Source organism: Kiritimatiellia bacterium (genome assembly GCA_028715905.1).
Classification (GTDB): Bacteria; Verrucomicrobiota; Kiritimatiellia; order JAAZAB01; family JAAZAB01; genus JAQUQV01.
The window spans coordinates 13,888-34,619 of sequence record JAQUQV010000007.1 but is presented as its reverse complement, the minus strand read 5'-3'; the positions used below and the strand labels follow the sequence as shown (position 1 = coordinate 34,619).

Genomic DNA, 20,732 nt, shown 5'->3' with positions numbered 1-20,732 from the left:
CAAGAAAATATTGACTCCGGAATGAATGAATGGTAAAAATAATTTCAGGTTGCCTTCCGGGCGGAAAGCAGCCCAAAAGCCGGCGTTACAATCAATATTTAAAAACAAACACTATGATTGCCGCTAAAAACATTCAGGAGGTTAGAAATATAATTATTGATGCTGAAGAACCGGAGAAAATTATTATCTTCGGTTCCTGCGCACGCGGCGACGATAAGCATGGCAGCGATCTTGACATACTTGTCATAAAGCAAACAGAACTGCCCTCCCCGCAAAGATCAAGAAAATTAAGAAAACTTCTTTCAAACCAGCCTTTTCCTAAAGACATACTCGTGCTTACACCGGAAGAATTCAACCGATGGGCTGATATTTCTTTTTCCTTCAATTCAACGGTGAAGAGAGAAGGAAAAATAATTTATGAACGATGAATACGCACGCCTGTGGATACTTAAGGCCAAAAGCGATTTAAAGATTGCCGAGGACGAGCTTAAAACAAAAAATCCGGCTACCGACGCGGTCTGTTTCCACTGCCAACAGGCCGCGGAAAAAGCTTTTAAGGCCTTCCTTTCATTTCATGGCGTCGCTTTTGAAAAAGTTCATGACCTTGAATACCTCAGCAATCTCTGCCTCCAAAAAGATGGTTCTTTTGCAAAACTTGATATAGGCGACCTGAGTTCGTATGCCGTGACAATCCGATATCCTGACGACTTTTATTTTCCTTCCGTGGAAGAAGCGGTTGGCGCGTTAAAAACGGCGCAGTTGATTAACGCTTTTGTGGCCGGAAAAATCGGAATATAATCCGTTTTTAAACCGGAACACGCCTGGCAATCTCCGCCGCGGGGATTCTGATGGCAAATAAAGCCCCTTTGCCGGCCGGCGGAGTTTGACATTCAATTTCACCGCCGCAGTTTTCAATGGCCGTCCTGGCCAGCGCCAGGCCGATTCCCGTTCCGCCCGGGCGGTTTGAATAAAAAAGCTCAAATATTTTTTTCCTTTCCGGATAGGGGATGCCCGGGCCTTCATCCATTATTTTAACAAGCGCGTATTTTTTTTCTATTCTGGTTTGGATCGTTACTTTGCCGGCCGGGGGCGACAACTGTTCGGCATTGGTCATGATGTTCAAAAGCGCCCTTTTAAACTGCGCGGGGAACCCCCGGATTATCAGGCGGCCCGGGGCGAGGTCCGCCTGAAAAACGAGCCCCGCCTTTTGAAAACGCATTTTCAGCATTTCAATGCAGTCAAGGACACAGGCATTGATCTCAAATGTTTCCCGCTCGCCGCTCTCGGGCCGGGACATAACAAGAAACTCGGCCAGCAAACCGTCCAGGCGGTCAATTGTCTTTACAATCCGGCCGGAAAGTTCCGCCAGGCGTTCCGGCCGGCATTCGTTCCCTTTTGCCGCCTCGCCCTGCAAAAGCTGGGCATCCAGGCGCATGGCCGACAACGGGTTTCTGAAGTCATGCATCAAGCTCCCGGCCACCGCGCCGGCAAAAGACAGATGTTCGTCCAGCCGGATTCTTTTCTGCCAGAGCATTTCCCGGTGAACCAATCCGACAATCGCCCCCAGGCAAACCGCAAACGCGACGGCAACCGCCGCCAGTGAAAAACAGAACATTCCCCTCAAAGCCGACGCGGCGGCGGCGTTCCGCCGTTCAACAATTGCCTTGTTCAGGCCGATTTCCAGGACGCGTTTCTGTCCGGTCGGAATCGTTTGCGCCATGGAAAACGTGATAACCGGCACGACCTCATCGCCAAGAACAAGTTTTTTGCGGCCGACAACCGTCCGCCCGCGTTGCGGCTCGCGCTCCTCCCCGTAGCCCGCCGCGGGGCCGGCGATTTGTTTTTGAAATAAAATGACGCCGTCTTCGCTGACGGACACATATTGCACGGCGTTTTCCATTTTCTGCAACCAGCCGACGGTCCGGTCAAAATCCTCACGGTCTTCTTTTGCGGCCTGTATTCCGCAAAAATAGGGATGCTCTCTCAGCAATTGGGAAATATAGGCGCCCTGATCAACGACGGATTTCGCGGCCGACGTGCGGGATGCTTTTTCATAGAGCGCGGCCAGAAACTGGAGATAAAACAGGGCCGCGGCCGCGATCAGGATAATCAGACCGGAAGCAATCAGCGACAAGGGCAGGCGTTGGCGGACGGAATTGCCCGAAAACTTTCTGGCGCAGGTTTGCATCGTCGTTGTCGTCAATTATGCGGCGCGCCGAAAAAAATTCAAACAAAATCAGCTTGCAATTTCCGGCAACGGAAATATAAATACAGTTTTCCACGCTCCAGCGCGGGAAGCTTGACGTATGGGAATTTCAATGTTGTCTGTTTTTTGTAGGGGCTTCGCTCGTCGAAGCCCTCTGAAGGGGCGCGACAAGCACGCCCCCTACATGCGAAAAATAATAGTTGCCCTGAAGTTAAGCGAAGCGCATACTTCAGGGACCTAATTTAAATATCGGAGCAAAGAATGAACATTGTTGTCTGCATAAAACAGGTGCCCGATACAACCGACGTAAAAATAGACCCGAAGACCAACACCCTCATCCGCGAAGGGGTGGCGTCCATCATCAATCCATTTGACATGTATGCCATTGAGGAAAGCATCCGCATCAAGGAAAAAACCGGCGGCAAGGTAACGGCGTTAACCATGGGGCCGCCGCAGGCGGAAACCGCCTTGCGCGAGGCCGTTGCCATGGGCGTTGACAACGCCATCCTTCTTTCCGACCGGGCCTTTGCCGGCAGCGACACCTGGGCCACCAGTTATACGCTCGCCATGGCCCTGAAAAAAATCGGGGCATTCAATCTTGTCGTCTGCGGGAAACAGGCCTCCGACGGCGATACGGCCCAGGTTGGCCCCGGCATTGCCGCCCACCTGGACCTTCCGCAAATCACTTATGTCCGTAAAATCGCGGAACTGGGCAATGATTATATCGCCGCCGAACGCCTCCTGGAAGACGGCACGGAAATAATCCGCGCCCCCCTGCCCTGCCTGCTGACCGTGGTCAAGGAAATCAACGAACCCCGCATCCCCTCCCTGAAAGGGAAACTGGCCGCAAAAAAAGCGCTGATCACCCTCTGGAAAAGCGCCGATCTCGCCTGCGACCCGGCCGGTTTGGGACTGGACGGTTCGCCCACCAAGGTCGTGAAAATTTTCAGCCCGCCGCCGCGCGCCGGCGGCGAAATTCTGAAGGGAGAGCCGGAGGAAGCGGTCCGGCAGTTGGCCGAAAAACTGAAAGATGCCGTCATCGCGGCTTCGGCGTGATAAAGCAGTGTAGAGCGGTTGGCGTATAGCGTATAGGAAAATCCAGGACACCGCTCGGGCAGGATAAACGCCTATCCGCGAAATTACAGGAGAAGGATAACAGATGACTCATGTCCCAATAATGGTCATAGCCGAAAAATGCGTGGGGTGCAAACTGTGCGTCAAGGCCTGTCCGTTCGGCGCCATTGAGGTAAAGGAAAAGCTGGCGGTCATTGATCTTGCCAGATGCACGCTTTGCGGCGCCTGTGTTGCGGCCTGCAAGTTCGCCGCGATTGAACTTCGCAAAAAAAACGCCCCCCGGCGGGATTTGAGCGCCTACCGGGACGTCTGGATTTTTGCCGAGCAGAAAGACGGCAAGGTGCAATCCATCACTTATGAACTCCTCGGCGAAGGCCGCAAACTGGCCGACCAGCTGGGCATGCGCCTGGCGGCGGTCATTCTGGGCAGTAACGCGCGCGCCGCCGCCGGGGAACTCGTCAGCCGCGGCGCCGACATTGTCTACGCCGTTGACCGCCCAGAGCTGGAATATTTCCAGGATGAACCCTATGCCGCCGTGCTGATTGAGCTGATCCGCCGCCACCATCCCGCCATCATGCTCTGCGGCGCCACCACCATCGGCCGCAGCCTGGTTTCGCGGGTGGCCGTAACGGTTAAAGCCGGTCTGACGGCCGACTGCACCGGCCTGGCCATTGATCCGGAAACGAAGAACCTTCTGCAGACCCGTCCCGCTTTCGGCGGCAACATCATGGCCACGATCGTTACCCCCAACCACCGGCCGCAGATGGCCACGGTCCGCCATAAGGTCATGAAAGAAGCCGTTCCCGACACCGGCCGCACCGGCGAAACGGTTCTGGAACAGGTTGCCGATGAAATCCTGAAGAGCCGGACAAAACGGCTGCAGTTCACTCCGGAACAGGAAACGACCATGAACATCGCCGAGGCCAACCTGATTGTCTCCGGCGGACGCGGCTTGCAGTCGCCGGAAAATTTTGCCGTTATCCGCGAACTGGCGGAGGTTCTGGGAGCGGGCGTGGGCGCATCGCGCGCCGCGGTTGATGCGGGCTGGATCCCCTACTCCCACCAGGTGGGACAAACCGGCAAAACGGTCTGCCCAAAAATATACTTTGCCTGCGGCATCAGCGGCCAGATCCAGCACCTGGCCGGCATGTCTTCGGCTGACATTATCGTGGCGATCAACAAGGACCCCGAAGCGCCCATTTTCAAATACGCCACCTGGGGCATTGTCGGCGACCTCTTCACAATCATTCCCGCCCTGACCGCCGAATTCAAAAAAATCTTCAAGAAATAACAACGCCGCCGGGCCGGCAACCGTGTTTTTCATCAGACTTGAGAAGGGGCTTTAACCAGCCGGGAAACAACCGCCCCCGCCGGGAAATATTCTCTTGCCTAACAATGACTTATGGCATATATTGTGTTTGTTTTCACCCCGGGGGTAACCATGCGGAAATGAAGGCAAAATGAACGAATGTAAATTTATTGTATTTACTGCTCCGAATCAGGCGGCGGTTGAAAACATGCCCGTGCCGGTCCCCGGGCCGGGGCAACTGCTTGTCAAAACCAGGCGGTCGCTGATCAGTATCGGCACGGAACTAACAGCGCTCAAGGCGGATTATCCGCCTGACAGCAACTGGGCTCAGCATTTTTCTTTTCCGCACCAGCCGGGTTACAGCAATATTGGCGAAGTCGTGGGATATGGCGAAGGGGTTGACGAGACCTGGCTGGGAAAAATCGTGGCCAGTCATGGGATCCATGCCAGCCATGTTGTTGTGGAAACAACCGATGCCGTGCCCGTGCCGGAAGGAGTGTCCGAAGACCATGCCGTATTCTTCACCATTGCCCATATTGTCATGAACGGCCTGCGCCGGGCGAAAATAACGTGGGGTGAAAGCGTGGTAATTTATGGTCTTGGTCTTTTAGGACAGATGACCGCGCAGTTCTGTTATCTGGCTGGCGCGCGGCCGGTGATTGGCGTTGATATTTCCAATTTCCGACTGGGGTTATTGCCGGAAAAACCCGGAATAACGCGCCTGGATCCGACACGAGAAAAAATTGCCGACCGCGTCCGTGATCTGACGCGCGGCCGTATGGCGGACGTGGTCGTTGAGTTGACCGGCAATGCGGAACTGATTCCTTCAGAATTCGAGCCGCTGAAAACACAAGGCCGTTTCGTCATTTTGAGCAGCCCGCGCGGCAAAACCACATTGGATTTGCATGATCTATGCAACGCGCCGAGCCATACGATTATCGGGGCGCATAACTTTTCCCATCCGCCTATAGCCACGCCTGACAATCCCTGGACCATCCCGCGGCATACGGCGCTGTTTTTTGATTTTGTCCGCGACAACGCGATTTCCATTGAGCGGCTGATTACAAAACGTGTTTTCTATAAGGATGCCCCGCGAATATACGATGAGCTGCTTCAGAATATATCGCGCGAAATGGGCATTGTTTTTGAATGGTAATCACCGTGTCAAAAGCCCAACGAGCCTCAGCTCAAAACAGTCTTAAAAGTGGTTCCAAAATAGAGGCAAGGACATTTGATCGCGTTGCAATCACGGCTTGCTTATGTGCAAGAGCACTGCATCGTTAGCCGCCACCAGGATTTTACATTCTCCGCTTTGTTCATACCCGTTTGCGCCCGTTATTACGGGCGCATCACGGTCCTTCGGGTGAATTTTGCGCGCTTCGCGTGCAAAATTCACATACATTATTTTTTGTTATTGATAACAGATACACAAAGCGCCGCGCCGTTAAGCGCATGCGGGAGCGTTGGATTGAAAAAAGAAACCGCATGGCATTATAACGCCATGCGGTTATGACCCGGCAAATTCTTTCGGCGTCATGCCCGTCAGGCGGTGAAACACGGCGCTGAAATAATTTACGTCCGCAAACCCGCAGGCAATGGCGGCATCGGTCACGCTGTAATGTTCCACCGCCAGGAGCGGCTTGGCTTTCTTAACCCGGAATTCCGCCAGAAGCCGGCGAAAGTTTTTCCCGCTGGCGCGCCGGATCATGCGGCCAAGATAATTCGGATGGCAGTTTAGCCGCATGGCCAAGTCATGCAGGGAAATATCCTCTCGGTAATGATTGTTAATAAAAGTCTCAACTGTCTGAACATAAAATCCCTTCTTTTTCCGGAGCGGAATTTCAAGCCCCTGTCTGCGGCGGCGCGCGAGCGCCAGCTTTATGAAATCCGCCAGGAATTCAGCCTTCCGCTTCAGTAATTTTTTCTTTTCTGTGGTGACCCGAGGAAGGGCGGGGCCGGAGTAGGCTTTACCGCCGAGTGTTTTGATTGTTCGTCCGGAAGGCAAGCTGCCCAGATACAACACGCCGACAGTTTTTCCTTCAAAGACGACCGGATAACACAAGTCCCATAAGCCGTAACGGCAGATGTTTTCAAAGGGGCGGCCGGAGATGGCGCGCGTCAGGCTCTTTTGTTTTTCGGAAAGACACCGCGCCATGTTGCCCTGCAGCTTGACGAATTCGCAGAATGGGCCGTGATGGCCGTAAAGTTCTTGTGGTAGTTTCAGGGCCGGGATCTCGGAAAGGGGCAGAAGCTCGTGGAAATTGACCACGCAGCCGGTTTCCTCCTCAACCCAGCGCATCAGGTCGGCGAAAATAAAGACATTTGTTTCAGACATATCTTCTCATATCCGGGACGGCATGCGCTTTTTACCGCGCGCCAGGCTGGCCGAAGAGGAAAAAAGATATTTCCGGGACGCGCGCAAAATGCGACCTGTCTAAGGCGGCAGCGCCGCCATCCAAAACTTTCCCGGCTGGCGATCCGCCGGTCTTATTTAAACTTCTACGCAAAAGTGTATCATGTTTAAATGGAACGGTTTCAGGCGGGCTTATGCCCGCAACCCAATTTATGCCTTTTTCCCGTCATCAAACTTTACGGCAACGCTCGTAATTGATCAACGTTCCGCAACCACGGTTATTCATATCAAACGTTTTCCTTGCGGAAATGTCAACACGGAACAAATCGCATGAAATGCCGGCCCAAAACTTGAATTTGACAGAATTCCCTCCGACCGCTATTGTAAAAATATAGAAAGACAGGTGATTTTTATCCGCCATGTCCAAAACAATCCATTTTCTGGGATGGAATGAACCGGTTGCCGAAGCCGCCGCAAGTTTCATCCTCAAGGACGCCGCCCCGCCGCTGGCAAACATGGAAAAAGCCCTCATTGTTGCGCCAACCCGCGAGGCTGGCCGCCGGCTGCGCGAAAAAATGACGCTTCTCTGCCAGCTGAAAAAAACCGCCCTGCTCGGCGCGCGCATCGTTACGCCCCTTTTTTTTGTCCAGACGGCGGGGGATGCGAAACGTCCGGCCGCCGCCCCGATCGTTCAAAGCAGCCTCATAAAAACCCTGCTCAACCTGCGCCCGGACGATTGTCCCGCTCTTTTCCCGCGCGGCGGGCCGCAAAGCAACAACCGGCGGGCGGGCGCAATCGCCGGCCTTATTCAACGCCTGCGCGATGAACTCTCCGACGGAGGGTTTTCCGTCAACGCCGTGCTTGAAAAATACGCCGCCCGCCTGCAGGAACTGCCGCGTTGGCAGGACCTCGCCGGCATAGAAAAATCATACCTGGAAAACCTGAAAACGACCGGCGACGCCGATCCGATTGCGCTCAAACTGGCCGCCGCCCGCGCGCCCGTTCCGCCCGAAGGCGTCAATAAAATCGTAATGGTTTCCGTGCCGGACCCCTCTTTGCTGGCGCTGGCAGCCCTCAATAAATTATCGGAAAGGATGGAAATTGAAATCCTGGTCATGGCGCCCGAAGAACTGAAAGACCATTTTGACGATTTCGGACGCCCCCTGCCGGAAAAATGGCCGGAGCGGATTATTGAGATTCCCGCGCCGGAAAAAAACATCATCGTTGCCGGCCAGCCGGCCGACCAGGCGCAATGCGTCATGGACCTGATCCGGCGCGCCGGATACGCCGCGGCCGACATATGTATCGGCGTCCCCGACCGCGATGTTATCCCCTGCCTGCAGGACAAACTGGCAAATGAAAAAATCACAACCTTTGACCCGGCGGACCGCCCCCTTAAGGACCACCATTTGTACTGGCTGGTCCAATCCTGGCGCCGAATGGTTGAGAATTCGTCCTTCGCCGATGCCGCCGTTTTTTTGCACGGGACGGATACCCTCAATTATCTGCGGGAAAAGCGCCAAGTTGATTGTTCCGCATTGCTGGCGGAACTGGACCGGCTTCAAAACCGAACTCTGCCGCAGTCCCTGGGAGACATGGAAACGGCGCTGAAAAAGAATAATGATTTTCCCAACCTGGAAATCGCCTTGAAATATATCAACGAAATACTGGCGGCGGCAAAAACAAATCCGCCCCAGGAGGCGCTGCGCCTGTTCCTCGCACAGACTTTTTCCTCAAAAACAATCGCCGGAGAATCCAGCGCGGAGCTTGATTTCAAGGCCGCGGCCGCCGGCATTGCCGAAACTCTCAATGAAATAACCTATGCTTGGCCGTACATAAAGGAATTGCCGCCCCGGCTCATCAATCAACTGATCATCGCCGGCCTGGATGAAATTTCTCTGCCGCGCCGGCGCGAAGGAGCCATGCTTGACCTCAACGGCTGGCTGGAACTGGCTTGGAACGACGCCCCCCTCATGATTATCACCGGATTCAACGAGGGCCGGGTGCCGGACACAAAAAAAAGCGATATTTTCCTGCCGGATTCGCTCAAGGAAATCCTCGGCCTGCGGAACAACAAAACGCGCTTCGCGCGGGACGCTTATTTGCTCTCATTAATAACAGCTTCCCGCGGCCAACACGGAAGGATTATCCTGATCGTTGGCAAAACAACCGCGGCAGGCGACCCGCTGAAACCTTCCCGTCTGCTCTTCCGCTGCCCGGACGAACAACTGGCCGAAAGGGCCGGATTGATCTTCGGCAAGGCGAAAGACAATCCTCACAAGCCGCCGTTTTCAATAACCTTCAAGCTTGACCCGGCCGCGCCCCTGGCCGGCAACAAGGAACCACCCTGGCCGGCCGAACTGCACGCCACCCAGTTCCGCGACTACCTCGCCTGCCCTTTCCGGTTTTATTTAAAACATATTTTAAGAATGAAACGGACCGGAAGCAAGCGCGAGCTGGACGCGCCGGACTTTGGCACCATGATCCACGCCGTCCTTGAAAAATTCGCCGCAAACCCTGAAATCAGAAATTCCGCCGACCAGAATACGCTCGGAAAATATCTGCACGGCCTCATGCATAATTACTTTAAAAAAATTTACGGGACAAACGACTCTTTCCCAATCCGCTACGCGCGCGCCGTGGCCGATCAACGCTTGAAGGCCTTCGCCAGATGCCAGGCCCGCTCGGCGTCCGAAGGCTGGGAGATCGCCGCGCGCGAGCTGGCCGGCCGCCTGACAATAGCGGGCGTTCAAATCGCCTGCAAAATTGACCGGATTGACGTCAACCGGAACACCGGCAAGACGCGGATTATTGACTACAAAACCTCCGACTCCGCAATAAATCCCGCCCAGGCCCATATCAGGAAATTTTTCAAGGAAATACCGGATTACGCCATGGCCGGGCAAAACGGCAACGAACGGTGGCTGGACCTGCAATTGCCTCTGTACCTGCTGATGTTCCGGGACACGGACTTGTCCAGAAAAAAAACAACGGCGGAGCTCTGTTACTTTAACCTGCCGCGGGCGGCCTCCGAATCCGGCATCGCGCCATGGGAAAATTTTGACGGAGCGCTGGCGGAATCGGCCGGAAAGGCCGCCGCAAAAATAATTGAACGAATCCAGCGGGGCGTCTTCTGGCCGCCGGCCGCCAACGTCCCCTACGACGATTTTGAGGAGCTTTTCGGCAAAGACATGCGCGCTTATTTTGAGGGGGAAAAAATCGCCGCGCTTTTTGACGCAAAAAAATGACGCCTTTTCAACATAAAGCCATATCCGCCTCGGCCGGCTCCGGCAAGACTTTCCGGCTTGCCCACCGCTACATGGGCCTCCTCGCCCGCGGCGTGCCGCCCGACCGTATTTGCGCTTTGACTTTTTCGCGCAAGGCCGCCGGCGAAATCTTTGACGCCATCGTGCGTTACCTGGCCGGGGCGTCGCAAAGCCCGGAACGGGCAAAGCTTTCAGCGCAATACATGGAAGCCGGACGGATAACCGCCGGTCAATACCGCGCCATCCTGCGCTCTTTTGTGGAAAACCTGCCAGCGGTCAATATCGGCACGATTGACGGTTTTATCGTCGGCATTATCCGGGTTTTTCCGCTGGAACTCGGCCTGAACGGCGCAGAATTTGACCTGATGGATAATGACAGCGCCGACGCGGAATTTTTCCGCGAGGAAGTCATGGCGGCCGTCTGCAATACAAAAAAAATCGGGAAAGCCGGCGCGGATATTTTTCTGGAATCATTGCGGCAGGCCACGCTCGGCATGGAGAAAAAATCATTCGCCGACAGCCTTTTCGGCTTCCTGAACGATTACCGCACGGCCTTTATCAACCTGCCGGAGGAGAATTCATGGGGCAATCCCGGCCTTATTTGGGAAGATCCCCCCTGGTGGCTGAACCCGCCGGCGGGGACAACGCCTGAAAACGCGGCGGAAACCGCGCGCATTATAGACGGCCTGACCGGCTGGCATGCGGCTATGAAAAACAGCCTGTTGAAACTGGCGGAAAACCTAACGGCCTTTGACGCCGGTTCGGAATGGAACGCGGACCTGTTCATTAACGGCAGAATCCAAAGCCAGCTCGTTGAAAACATAATTAACAGAAAGGCCGTTAAGCTGAAAATTGAATACAACCGCCGGGAATATCTCCTGCCGGATGAAATCGCCCGCGCATTCCGCCGCTTCTATCACAACCTTTTTTATATCCATTTCTCGCGCCTGCTCAAAAGGACCGGGGGCATGTTCAAAGTGATGGCCATGTATGAAAGGGAGTATGAGAAAGCGCTCCTCCAGACCGGCCGCCTGACCTTTACCGACGCCCAGTTGATCCTTGTTCCGCGCGGCTTTGCTTCCGGCGGAGCCGTCATCAGCCGCCGTCAACCGCCGGAGACGGCCGAAAGCGCGGCCGGGGAAAACCGCATTTTCATTGATTACCGGCTTGACGCAAAATTTGACCACTGGCTCATTGACGAGTTTCAGGATACCAGCAATTTGCAATGGCAGGTCCTGCAAAACCTGGCGGACGAAATCCTGCAGGATGACACCGGCACGCGCAGTTTCTTCTACGTCGGCGACGTGAAACAGACCATTTACCGCTGGCGCGGCGGCAATCCGGAGCTGTTCGCGGGCGTCCTGAAACGCTACGGTAAAAAAATCGTCAATGAGCCGTTGAACGAAACCCAGCGCTCGGCCCCCCCGGTCATGGAGACGGTAAATATAGTTTTCTCCCGTCTGCCGGAAACATGGGGTGTAAAATCCGAACCGGCCATCCCGTCCGCGGCGCGCGCGAATTGGAGCGCCGCATGGCAAAAGCACAAATGCGGGAAACAGGCGCCGGCGGACGGCTATACCGCCCTCATCCGTCCGGCTCCGCCGCAAAACGCCGAATACCACGAGGAAACAGAACAATTTGAACTGCTGGCGGCGCTCCTAGAACATATTAACCCGCCGGCAAGGGGATTGAGCGCCGCCATCCTCGTGCGCAAGAATAAAACCGGCAAAACCATCACCGATTTCCTGCGCCAACGCTGTCCCGGCCTGAACATATCCTATGAAGGCGAAACCGTCCTGCTTGACAGCCCGCTCGTTACGGTCATCCTGGACCTTTTCCGCTACGCGGAACACCCCGCCGATAATTTCGCGCGCCAGCACCTGCTGATGAGCCCGCTGGGCGGCTGGCTGAATAAGAACAAACTTTCCCCGGAAGAGCTTCCTTTCATGCTCCTCGGCAAAATACAAAACGAGGGCTTTAAGCCGGCCATTCGTTTCTGGGCGGACAAAATCGGCGCGCTCAACGATTTCGGCCGGCTGCGCCTGGAACAGATGCTGGAAATCGCCGGCCAGTTTGACAGCCGCTGCGACCGGAACATCGGCCTGTTCATAAAAACCGTGGAATCATACGGCCTGCGCGAAGCCTCCGACGCAAAAGGCTGCGTCCATATCATGACCATTCACTCCTCAAAGGGACTCGGGTTTGACCTCGTTATCCTGCCCGACCTGAACGCCGGCGAGAAAATGAACAGCGCCGGCGCGATTGACTTCCTGACCGGGAGCGCCCGGGGGCCCGATTCTCCGGGCTGGATACTGACAATGCCCGACCGGAAAACCGCCGCCTGCGACCCGGTCCTGAAACAAAGCCTGGACGAGGCCGATAATCTGGCGGCGCTTGACAATTTATGCCTTTTGTACGTGGCAATGACCCGCGCGAAAAAGGCGCTCTACCTCCTCACGCGGACACAGAAAAGAAAATGCTTCAACATGGCGGCGTTCCTTGAAGAACAATTGCCGGCAAATACGCCGCCGCGGAATATCATCATTGGAAGCGGGCCGCGCCGGACACCCGCGGAACTCCTTTATGAAATTGGCAGCCCGCGCTGGTTTGAAAAAGAAAAGCCCGGCCAATTTCCCACGCCGGAAACGCCGGAGCGGAAGAAAAACGCAACTCCCGGAAAAGCGCGGCGCGCGTTTCTGGAAAAAACAGAACCATCGCTTGAGGAAAAAATCCCGCTGAACGCCGCCTGGCTCTTCAAGGATGAAAGCGCGGAAGTCCTGCATTTCGGCAGCGCCATCCATGAGCTTTTCCGCCGGGTGGAATGGAGCGATAACGCCCGGCCGGATGAAATCATCCGCGCCTGGCAGCCCGCGCCCTCCTGCCCGGACAAGGTTATACGCGACGTCAAAAAACAATTTTTGCGCGCGATGGCCGGAACCGAAATCAGGGCCGCCCTCGCCCAACCCGCCGGGCCGGCCGAATTGTGGCGCGAAAAAAGCTTTGACGTAATTCTGGCCGGCAAATGGGTCTCAGGCATTTTTGACCGTGTGGTTATCCGGCGCGCGGACAGCGGCGCGCCCATCTCGGCAAAAATCATTGACTATAAAAGCAACCGGGCGACCGCTCCCGAAAAAATCAGTGAAATCAGCCTCGGTTACAAGCCACAAATCGCCCTTTACCGCCGCGCACTGGCGTCCTTGCTCAATCTGCGCGAAAGCGATATTGAAGCCTGCCTGCTCTTCACGGTTTCGGGAAAAATTGTGACTGGTTAATCCGGATATCGTGCAAAAAAAGCATGCTTTGAGAAATGGGGTCTAATGGAACGGTATAGACTCTGATAAAGGCGCAAAACAATCCGCTTCTCACGCCTGCCAGCGGCAGTAAATGCCGCAGGGCAGGATTTTGTCGTCGCTTTTGGACGGCAAGCCGATTTCGCCGCTCTCCAGCAGGCCGCCGCGGCCGCGCAAAACGGCCCGCGCCATATTGGCCGGCACCAGCGGCGAAAGGTTAGCGGTATAGGCGTTAATGAGCATGAAAAGCGGATTGGAAGACAATAATTTCCGGCATTCATCCAGCAGTTCCCACAAATTATCCTCCAGTTTCCAGACCTCGCCGCGTTTACCGCGTCCGAACGAGGGCGGGTCCATGACGATCGCATCGTAAGATTTCCCGCGCCGGATTTCGCGCCGGATAAAAGCAAGGCAATCGTCCACAATGTATTTTATCGGCGCATCGGCCAGGCCGCACAAACCGGCGTTTTCGCGGCACCAGTCCACCATGCCCCGCGCGGCGTCAACGTGGCAGACCATCGCCCCGGCCGAGGCCGCCGCCATTGTCGCGCCGCCGGTGTATCCGAAAAGATTCAGGACCGAAACAGGCCGGCGCGCGGTTTGTACCGCGGTTATGATCCAGTCCCAGTTGGCCTGCTGTTCCGGAAAGAGCCCGAGATGTTTGAAGCCCGTGGGCTTCACTTTGAATTTCAAGGCGCGGTAATTTATCGTCCAACAGGGGGGGAGCGGATGGATAAAATTCCAGGCGCCGCCGCCGCTGGGACTTCGGCGGTAAACCGCGTCGGGATTCTTCCACAAGCCGGGAGAAACTTTCGGCCAGATGACCTGCGGATCGGGCCGGATGAAGACATATTTCCCCCAGCGCTCAAGCTTCTGCCCTTCGCCGCAGTCCAGCAGTGCGTAGTCAACCCATTGGTCGGCGACGAGCAGTTTGTTTGATTGTGTTATACCGGTCATGGCGCGTGAAAGCCAGAGTAGCCGCAAACAGGGCTGTCATCAACACTGAAATTGAATCTACACCCAAAAGCGGGGGCAATTAAAATTGACTTTTCTGCGCTTACCCCCTATCCTGCCTGGTTATCGGGGCGTAGCGCAGACTGGTAGCGCGTTTGCTTGGGGTGCAAAAGGTCGAGGGTTCAAATCCCTCCGCTCCGACCATTCCAAAAGGGTCTACGAGATACTGCTGGCAAAATCGCCGGACGAGCGGGGAAGGGAATTCATTGTTGCGGCGCTAAAAGGAATCGACGGGGAAATCGCCGCCGTGCATATGGTCTATTTTGAAAAATACAATATCACGAACCGGGACTTGCTGGAGTCTGCTCCAAACCCGGCAACGGAATCGTATAATTCGTATCTGATAAAAACCGCAGATTGCGAGCCGTTTGCAGTTGGATTGACGGCAATCCTTGCCGTGCAATTGGATTTACTACCAGGTCGCACACGACATGAAGGAATCAAAACAAGTCGAGGGCAATCCCTACCAGGAATGGATTGACGAATACGGAACAATATCCTGGGAGGAAAGCGACACCAGGGCTTTCGTTGATTTGGTCGAGTATCACATGAAAAACGCCGCCGAAGAACTCAGGGAAAAAATGAGGGCCGCATATAAACGGGGCGTGGAATTTGAATATCTGTTCTGGGACACGGTTTATAGGGATGAATGAAAAAAGGCGTCTCGTTGCCGCCATCCCGGCCGTGAGCAATTCAGGGTAGCGCTCTAGGCGGCCATGCCGAAACTGCTGATGAACGGGGCAAAAAGCCGGGATGAGCAATGAAGGGAAATCATTGATGGGATGACCCGGAATACCTAGAAACAGGATAAGGCGCGTGCGTTAAAACTGCTGGCAGAAAGAAATTGACCGTGACAAATTGGATTCAATAGAGAAAACGAACATTGTGTATGCTGGATACAAAAGAATTGAAAGGAGACCAAAGGATGAAAAATAAATTCCGAGCAATATTTCTGCAGTTTCCGATCGGAGGCATCCGGCGGTTTCCGTTGGGTTTCATTGCGTCCGTGGCCGCGACGGTGGCGGCCATTTTACTCCAGCATCAGAAAGGAACAGGCTTTGACAGCGAGACGGAAGGTGGTTTAACCCGGCTACTCCTGCTGTGGCCTTTTGCGTTGTTCGGCAATGTTGCATGGGTATTGCGGTGTGAATAATAGCTCAAAACTCTGAAAATGAAAACTGGCGGAGAGGGAGGGATTCGAACCCCCGGACCCTTGCGGGTCAACGGTTTTCAAGACCGCCGCATTAGGCCACTCTGCCACCTCTCCAGTTAATTAGACCGCAAAAGCGGCAACTGTATTTGATAGACGTAGGAGCCGCATCCCCATGCGGCGATTCCGGACGGCGAAACATACATCGCCGAACAGGGGTTCGGATCCTACCCCAATTCCGCGTTTTTTGCGGCACGATTGAAATTCATGTGTCTCCAGTTAAAGCGTCATTTTATTTGACACGCCCGTTTTGTTAATCCGGCCGGAGCCGGTCCGGCCATCAGGGCGAAATTCATCGCTTTCAACCGTTCGGCCATTTCTTTAAGGAGCGCCAGGACAATATCCGGATTTTCCCGCATAATCGCGTCAAAGTTGCCGGCGTTGACGCCGATCAGCTGGGTATCCTCGGAAACCACCGTGGCGGTGGCGGTGCGCGGGGTGTTGATCAACATGGACATTTCGCCGAAATATTCGCCGGGCCCGACGCGTTTCAGAATGCGGCCGGCCTTGGATAAATCCACCCCGCCGTCAAAAACAAAATACATTTCACCGCCCGGCTCGTCCTCGGAAAAAACCACATCGCCCGGATCATACTCCCTGATCAACTTGTTCAACAGGAGACAGGACAACCTGTTTTTGCCGTGATGCGCGCCGTGAAACAGCCCCTTTAACAACAAAGCCTCCCGGCGGCGGATGACGGCGATCACGACCGCGCCGAGCAGGATAACCACAAACGTGCAATAAATCCAGATCAAAATCAGGAAAATGGTCTTCAAAGAGCCGAAGGCGTAGCCGTAACCGGGGTTGATGCGCAGAAAAACGCCGAAGAGCGGGCGGATAATCCCCAGCAGCGCGGCCACCAGGATGGCCCCGGTCATAATCTCCGCCAGACGCGGACGGACCGGACAGAAGACAAGGTAAAAAAACGCCAGCCCCGCCAGAAGCAGAGCGGGCGCCACGATAAAATTGAAGATCGGAAAAACGGCGCCCATTTTTGCCGAGACAACGCCGGCCTTCAACGCGTAGAAAATTTTTCCGGCCACCAGCATCATGAAGAGGGCAAGGAGGGCCATTACCGCCGCCATGTCAAACAGCTTGTTGACCATGAAATTGTATTTCCGCGCGGTCTTGAATATGCGGCCGAAAGCGAACCGGATTGTCCCGGCAAAGGGCACAACGGCCCAGAGCAAAAGCACGACGCCGACGATTCCCCACGTCCGGCGGTGCGAGAGGGCCATCAACTCGTTGAGAATATCGTAGGTAAAAGCGGGAAAAAACGAATGCACCATTTCGGTTACCGTGGCAAGAACCGCGTCCGACGACCGCAGGAAGAGCCCCATCAGATAGAAAACCAGCAGCAGGAAAGGCATGAGCGAGAGAAAACCATAATAAGTCAAAGTGGCCGCAAATTCAAAATTTATGTCGGAAACAAAAGCCTTGATTGATTCGCGCAGGATAAGCCAGACAAACGCCGCGCGATGAGCCAGCCCGGCCAGCAGACGCGAAAGCAGTTGGAATCTTTTGTTTTTCAAGTTGTGACAATTTTTGGTTTACGCGCGCAATTGATTATGATATACATTTTTTTTCAATCGGCAACTGTAAAAACCATGAATACATGAGGAACGAGGAGTAAAAAAAAACGCCATGGCAATTATTGAGATAAAAGAAATAATGCAAATTCTGCCGCATCGCTACCCGATGCTGCTGATTGACCGCGTGATTGAATGCGACGACAAATCATATATCGTGGCCGTTAAAAACGTCACCATCAACGAACATTTTTTCCAGGGTCATTTTCAGAACATGCCCATCATGCCGGGAGTGCTCCAGCTGGAAGCCATGGCCCAGGCCGGCGGCGTGCTGTTGAACCGCATAACGGGCGAACGCAGTTACATCCCGCTCTTCATGGCGATTGACAAGGCCAGATTCCGCAAGGCAATTTTGCCGGGCGACCAGATGCGCATTGAAGTGCGCACGATCACCCGCCGCGCGCGCGTCATGAAAATCCAGGGCAAGGTCCTCACCGACGGCCAGCTGGCCTCGGAGGCCGAACTGCTGTTTATGCTTACCAACGACAAGCTGCATTCATGACCGATATCCATCCAACCGCCATCGTGCAGAAAGGCGCTGAAATTGACGCGGAGGTGGCCGTCGGCCCTTATTGTGTCATCGGCCCGCACGTCAAGATCGGCCGGGAAACAAAAATCATGGGGCATGTTTATCTTGACGGCTGGACAACCATCGGCCCGCAGTGCGTCATTTTCCCGTTTGCCAGCATCGGCACTCAAACCCAGGACCTGAAATACAAGGGGGGGATTACCTTCGTTGAAATCGGGGAAAAGACGACCCTGCGCGAATACGTTACGGTCAATTCCGGCACCAATGAAGGCGACGTGACCCGCGTCGGAGCGCGCTGCCATATCATGGCTTATTCCCATGTTGCCCACCAGTGCCTGATCGGCAACGAGGTCATCATTTCTAATGCGGGCACCCTGGCCGGGCACGTCGTCGTTGAGGACGGCGCCATCATCGGCGGACTCTGCGGCATCCATCAGTTTGTCCGGGTCGGCCGCATGTGCATCATCGGCGGATGCTCCAAGGCGAACCAGGACATCGCCCCCTTTATGATGGCGGACGGCAACCCGGCCGCCATCCACGGCCTGAACACGGTCGGCCTGCAAAGACGCAACGTGCCCCCGGAAACACAGAATACCCTGAAAAAGGCGCACCGTATTATTTTCCGCCAGAATCTGACCGTGCAACAGGCCCTTGAAAAAATCAAAAAAGAACTTTCCCCCTGCCCGGAACTGGAGCACCTGACAGCGTTCATTGCCTCATCCGAACGCGGCATCGCCCGCTAGGCGGATTTGTTCTGTTTCGTATTGACGGCGTCAATTGAAAATGGGATAAGAATAATGCGCAATGATTAATTTTTTTCATCCGCTCCGGTTTATCGCGGGCTTTGCCGCCGTTATTATGCTGGCCGCGCCGTTGGCGGCGCAGACAAATCCGCCGCCTTCCGCCGGGACGGGCGTTTTCCCCGCCGGGAACCCCCCGGCGGCATCCGCGTTGGCGCCCGGTCCGGGTTCACCGGCAGTCCAAGCCGGCCAGCCGGGCACCTTCGTCAATTTTAATTTTGACCAGGTGGAGATAAAATTTCTGGTCAAGCTGGTCGGGGAACTGACCGGCAAAAAATTCGTCATTGACAAGGAAATAGACGGCAAGGTTACCGTGATCACCCCGCCGCAGATTCCGCTCGGCGAGGTCTATCCGCTCTTTCTCTCCATTCTTGAGGCGGGCGGCTGCGCCGTGGTGGAACAGGACGGCATTTCGCATGTCGTGGCCCGCGAGCGGCGGCAGACTCCGATCGCTCCGGTAATCGGCGCGGGAGAAAAAAACATTCATTCCGGCATGATTACCAGGGTTTTCCGCATTACCCACCTGAACGCCTCCGAGATCAAAAAAATACTTGAGCCAATGGTTGACCAGGGCAAGACCGGCGCCATCGGCCTCCTGGAAAGCACCAACCATCTGATCATCACCGATACGGCCGATAATCTGCGCCGGATTGAGCAACTTATCATGCAGATTGACAAGCCGGGCATGGCGCGCGTGATTGAGGTCTACCGTCTGCGATACGCCATTGCCGCCCAAATGGCGGGCGAACTCAACCAGGCCATGGCCGGGTCCTCGCCCGCCAAGCCGGAAACGGCCGGGGACCGTATCCGCCAACGCCTGCCGCGCCCCGCGGATTCGTCGTCCACGCCCGTGCCCGGCGACGCGATTATCGTGGCCGCCCCCCACTCCAACAGCCTGATCCTGGTCGGCACTCCGGCCCAGCTGGCCGATATAAAACGGATTATCGCCAGCATGGATGTGGAGCCCAAATCAGGCCACGGCCATCTGAAGGCCATTCATTTGAAATACCTGGCGGCGGACGAGGCCGCCAAAAGCCTGACCGCGCTCCTGGCGCGCGGGGTTGACAAACCCCAGAACCAGACCATCGCCATTGAAGCCAGCCTGGCGAACAACGCCCTGATGATTGATGCCGCGCCGCAGGATTTTGAGATGGTCAAACAACTCATAGACGAACTGGATAACCCGCCCCAGCAGGTGCTGGTGGAAGTGATGATCGCCGAACTGACCCTTGCCAAAGGCAAGGAACTGGGCGCGGAATTCATGGCGGCCGGAACGCCGTCCGAAGGGTCCACGATCGCGCTCGGCGGAATGAATCCCACGGAAAGCGACAGCGACCTCATGTCCAGAGTGATGTCCGGCGTTGTGCCCAAGGGCTTGACCTTCGGAATCGCCAAAGGAAGTTACGTGGACGCCGACGGCAACGTTGTCGCGCGCATTCCGGCCCTGCTTAATATCGTGGCCCTGAAGAGCAAAGGCAAAATGAAAATTCTTTCCAACCTGCCGCTCTGGACGCAGAACAACCAGCAGGCCACCGTTACCATCGGCAAAAATATTCCCGTGCTGAAATCAACCGTGGCGGGCGGATCGGGGACCTCGCGCGATTATATTGAAAACATTGAGCGCCTTGACGTCGGCATAAAGCTGACGGTTACCCCGCACGTCAATCCGAACAACGAAATTCTGATGAAGCTCAATCCGAGCATAGAGGCGGTTATTGAGCAGACCACCGACGGCAAGGCCTTCACCCCCACGATTGCAAAGCGCGAGGTAACCACCGCCATTACCGTGCCCGACGGCGATACGGTCATCATCAGCGGCTTGATCCGCGAGGACAACATCGCCAGCGAAACAAAAATCCCGATCCTCGGCTCAATTCCCCTGCTCGGATACCTGTTCCGCTACACGAAAGAGGAAATTGAGCGGACCAATCTGCTTATCTTCGTCACGCCGCACGCAACCACGAATGCGCTGAAAAGGGCGGAACTTGACCAGGAGATCACCTCGCGCACCGCGCTGGAAGGCATGCAGCCCGAAAAGCCGGTGGAGGATGAATAGCGCCGCAAAGGCGGCCGGCCCGCCGGCGCATCAGTT

General features: G+C 55.3%; 16 protein-coding genes and 2 tRNA genes. 13 read left to right on the top strand and 5 right to left on the bottom strand.

What is annotated here, in order from left to right:
* Window positions 1–29 precede the first annotated feature (29 nt).
* Both PHP98_02800 and PHP98_02795 read left to right on the top strand, forming a co-directional pair.
* Window positions 30–428 (top strand): nucleotidyltransferase domain-containing protein, encoded by a 399-nt coding sequence (locus tag PHP98_02800; GenBank protein ID MDD5482569.1) that lies wholly within the window; start codon window positions 30–32, stop codon window positions 426–428.
* On the top strand, window positions 418–798 hold the full coding sequence (locus tag PHP98_02795; GenBank protein ID MDD5482568.1) for a HEPN domain-containing protein: 381 nt from the start codon (window positions 418–420) through the stop codon (window positions 796–798). Before PHP98_02800 ends, PHP98_02795 begins: the two co-directional genes overlap by 11 nt.
* Window positions 799–805: 7 nt before the next feature.
* Here the strand turns inward: PHP98_02795 and PHP98_02790 are convergent, their stop codons facing one another.
* The gene (locus tag PHP98_02790; protein MDD5482567.1) at window positions 806–2,203 is read right to left on the bottom strand and encodes a HAMP domain-containing sensor histidine kinase; all 1,398 of its coding nucleotides are present in this window, start codon (window positions 2,201–2,203) and stop codon (window positions 806–808) included.
* A 264-nt stretch (window positions 2,204–2,467) separates the two neighbouring features.
* Between PHP98_02790 and PHP98_02785 the strand changes: the two genes are divergently transcribed.
* The 3 genes from PHP98_02785 to PHP98_02775 all read left to right on the top strand — a co-directional run bounded on the left by PHP98_02785 (window position 2,468) and on the right by PHP98_02775 (window position 5,745).
* On the top strand, window positions 2,468–3,262 hold the full coding sequence (locus PHP98_02785; GenBank protein ID MDD5482566.1) for an electron transfer flavoprotein subunit beta/FixA family protein: 795 nt from the start codon (window positions 2,468–2,470) through the stop codon (window positions 3,260–3,262).
* A 103-nt stretch (window positions 3,263–3,365) separates the two neighbouring features.
* A complete protein-coding gene (locus tag PHP98_02780; protein MDD5482565.1) occupies window positions 3,366–4,571 on the top strand; it encodes an electron transfer flavoprotein subunit alpha in 1,206 nt (401 codons plus the stop codon).
* 169 nt (window positions 4,572–4,740) lie between these two features.
* Complete coding sequence (locus tag PHP98_02775; GenBank protein ID MDD5482564.1) at window positions 4,741–5,745, top strand: zinc-binding alcohol dehydrogenase; 1,005 nt, start codon at window positions 4,741–4,743, stop codon at window positions 5,743–5,745.
* Window positions 5,746–6,096: 351 nt separating this feature from the next.
* Here the strand turns inward: PHP98_02775 and PHP98_02770 are convergent, their stop codons facing one another.
* A complete protein-coding gene (locus tag PHP98_02770; GenBank protein MDD5482563.1) occupies window positions 6,097–6,924 on the bottom strand; it encodes a helix-turn-helix domain-containing protein in 828 nt (275 codons plus the stop codon).
* A gap of 437 nt (window positions 6,925–7,361) precedes the next feature.
* Here PHP98_02770 and PHP98_02765 point away from each other — a divergent pair, with 437 nt between their 5' ends.
* Both PHP98_02765 and PHP98_02760 read left to right on the top strand, forming a co-directional pair.
* On the top strand, window positions 7,362–10,190 hold the full coding sequence (locus PHP98_02765; protein MDD5482562.1) for a PD-(D/E)XK nuclease family protein: 2,829 nt from the start codon (window positions 7,362–7,364) through the stop codon (window positions 10,188–10,190).
* Window positions 10,187–13,480, top strand: coding sequence for a UvrD-helicase domain-containing protein (locus PHP98_02760; protein MDD5482561.1), 3,294 nt, complete (start codon window positions 10,187–10,189; stop codon window positions 13,478–13,480). Before PHP98_02765 ends, PHP98_02760 begins: the two co-directional genes overlap by 4 nt.
* A 90-nt stretch (window positions 13,481–13,570) precedes the next feature.
* Here the strand turns inward: PHP98_02760 and PHP98_02755 are convergent, their stop codons facing one another.
* On the bottom strand, window positions 13,571–14,455 hold the full coding sequence (locus PHP98_02755) for a class I SAM-dependent methyltransferase (GenBank protein MDD5482560.1): 885 nt from the start codon (window positions 14,453–14,455) through the stop codon (window positions 13,571–13,573).
* Between the two features lie 124 nt (window positions 14,456–14,579).
* Between PHP98_02755 and PHP98_02750 the strand changes: the two genes are divergently transcribed.
* The 3 genes from PHP98_02750 to PHP98_02740 all read left to right on the top strand — a co-directional run bounded on the left by PHP98_02750 (window position 14,580) and on the right by PHP98_02740 (window position 15,665).
* Window positions 14,580–14,656, top strand: a tRNA-Pro gene (locus PHP98_02750).
* 248 nt (window positions 14,657–14,904) lie between these two features.
* Window positions 14,905–15,165, top strand: coding sequence for a hypothetical protein (locus PHP98_02745; protein ID MDD5482559.1), 261 nt, complete (start codon window positions 14,905–14,907; stop codon window positions 15,163–15,165).
* 272 nt (window positions 15,166–15,437) lie between these two features.
* Window positions 15,438–15,665, top strand: a complete 228-nt coding sequence (locus PHP98_02740; GenBank protein MDD5482558.1) for a hypothetical protein — start codon at window positions 15,438–15,440, stop codon at window positions 15,663–15,665.
* A 26-nt stretch (window positions 15,666–15,691) separates the two neighbouring features.
* Here PHP98_02740 and PHP98_02735 read toward each other — a convergent pair.
* Together PHP98_02735 and PHP98_02730 are read right to left on the bottom strand one after the other, a co-directional pair.
* Window positions 15,692–15,779: transfer RNA gene (locus PHP98_02735), tRNA-Ser, on the bottom strand.
* A gap of 170 nt (window positions 15,780–15,949) precedes the next feature.
* On the bottom strand, window positions 15,950–17,254 hold the full coding sequence (locus tag PHP98_02730; protein ID MDD5482557.1) for a YhjD/YihY/BrkB family envelope integrity protein: 1,305 nt from the start codon (window positions 17,252–17,254) through the stop codon (window positions 15,950–15,952).
* Between the two features lie 112 nt (window positions 17,255–17,366).
* Here PHP98_02730 and fabZ point away from each other — a divergent pair, with 112 nt between their 5' ends.
* From fabZ to gspD, 3 genes are all read left to right on the top strand, one after another.
* Complete coding sequence (gene fabZ, locus PHP98_02725) at window positions 17,367–17,813, top strand: 3-hydroxyacyl-ACP dehydratase FabZ (GenBank protein MDD5482556.1); 447 nt, start codon at window positions 17,367–17,369, stop codon at window positions 17,811–17,813.
* Window positions 17,810–18,583: an acyl-ACP--UDP-N-acetylglucosamine O-acyltransferase gene (gene lpxA / locus PHP98_02720; GenBank protein MDD5482555.1), complete on the top strand. Its 774-nt coding sequence runs from the start codon at window positions 17,810–17,812 to the stop codon at window positions 18,581–18,583. Before fabZ ends, lpxA begins: the two co-directional genes overlap by 4 nt.
* Before the next feature lie 61 nt (window positions 18,584–18,644).
* Window positions 18,645–20,696: a type II secretion system secretin GspD gene (gspD, locus tag PHP98_02715; GenBank protein MDD5482554.1), complete on the top strand. Its 2,052-nt coding sequence runs from the start codon at window positions 18,645–18,647 to the stop codon at window positions 20,694–20,696.
* Window positions 20,697–20,732 lie beyond the last annotated feature (36 nt).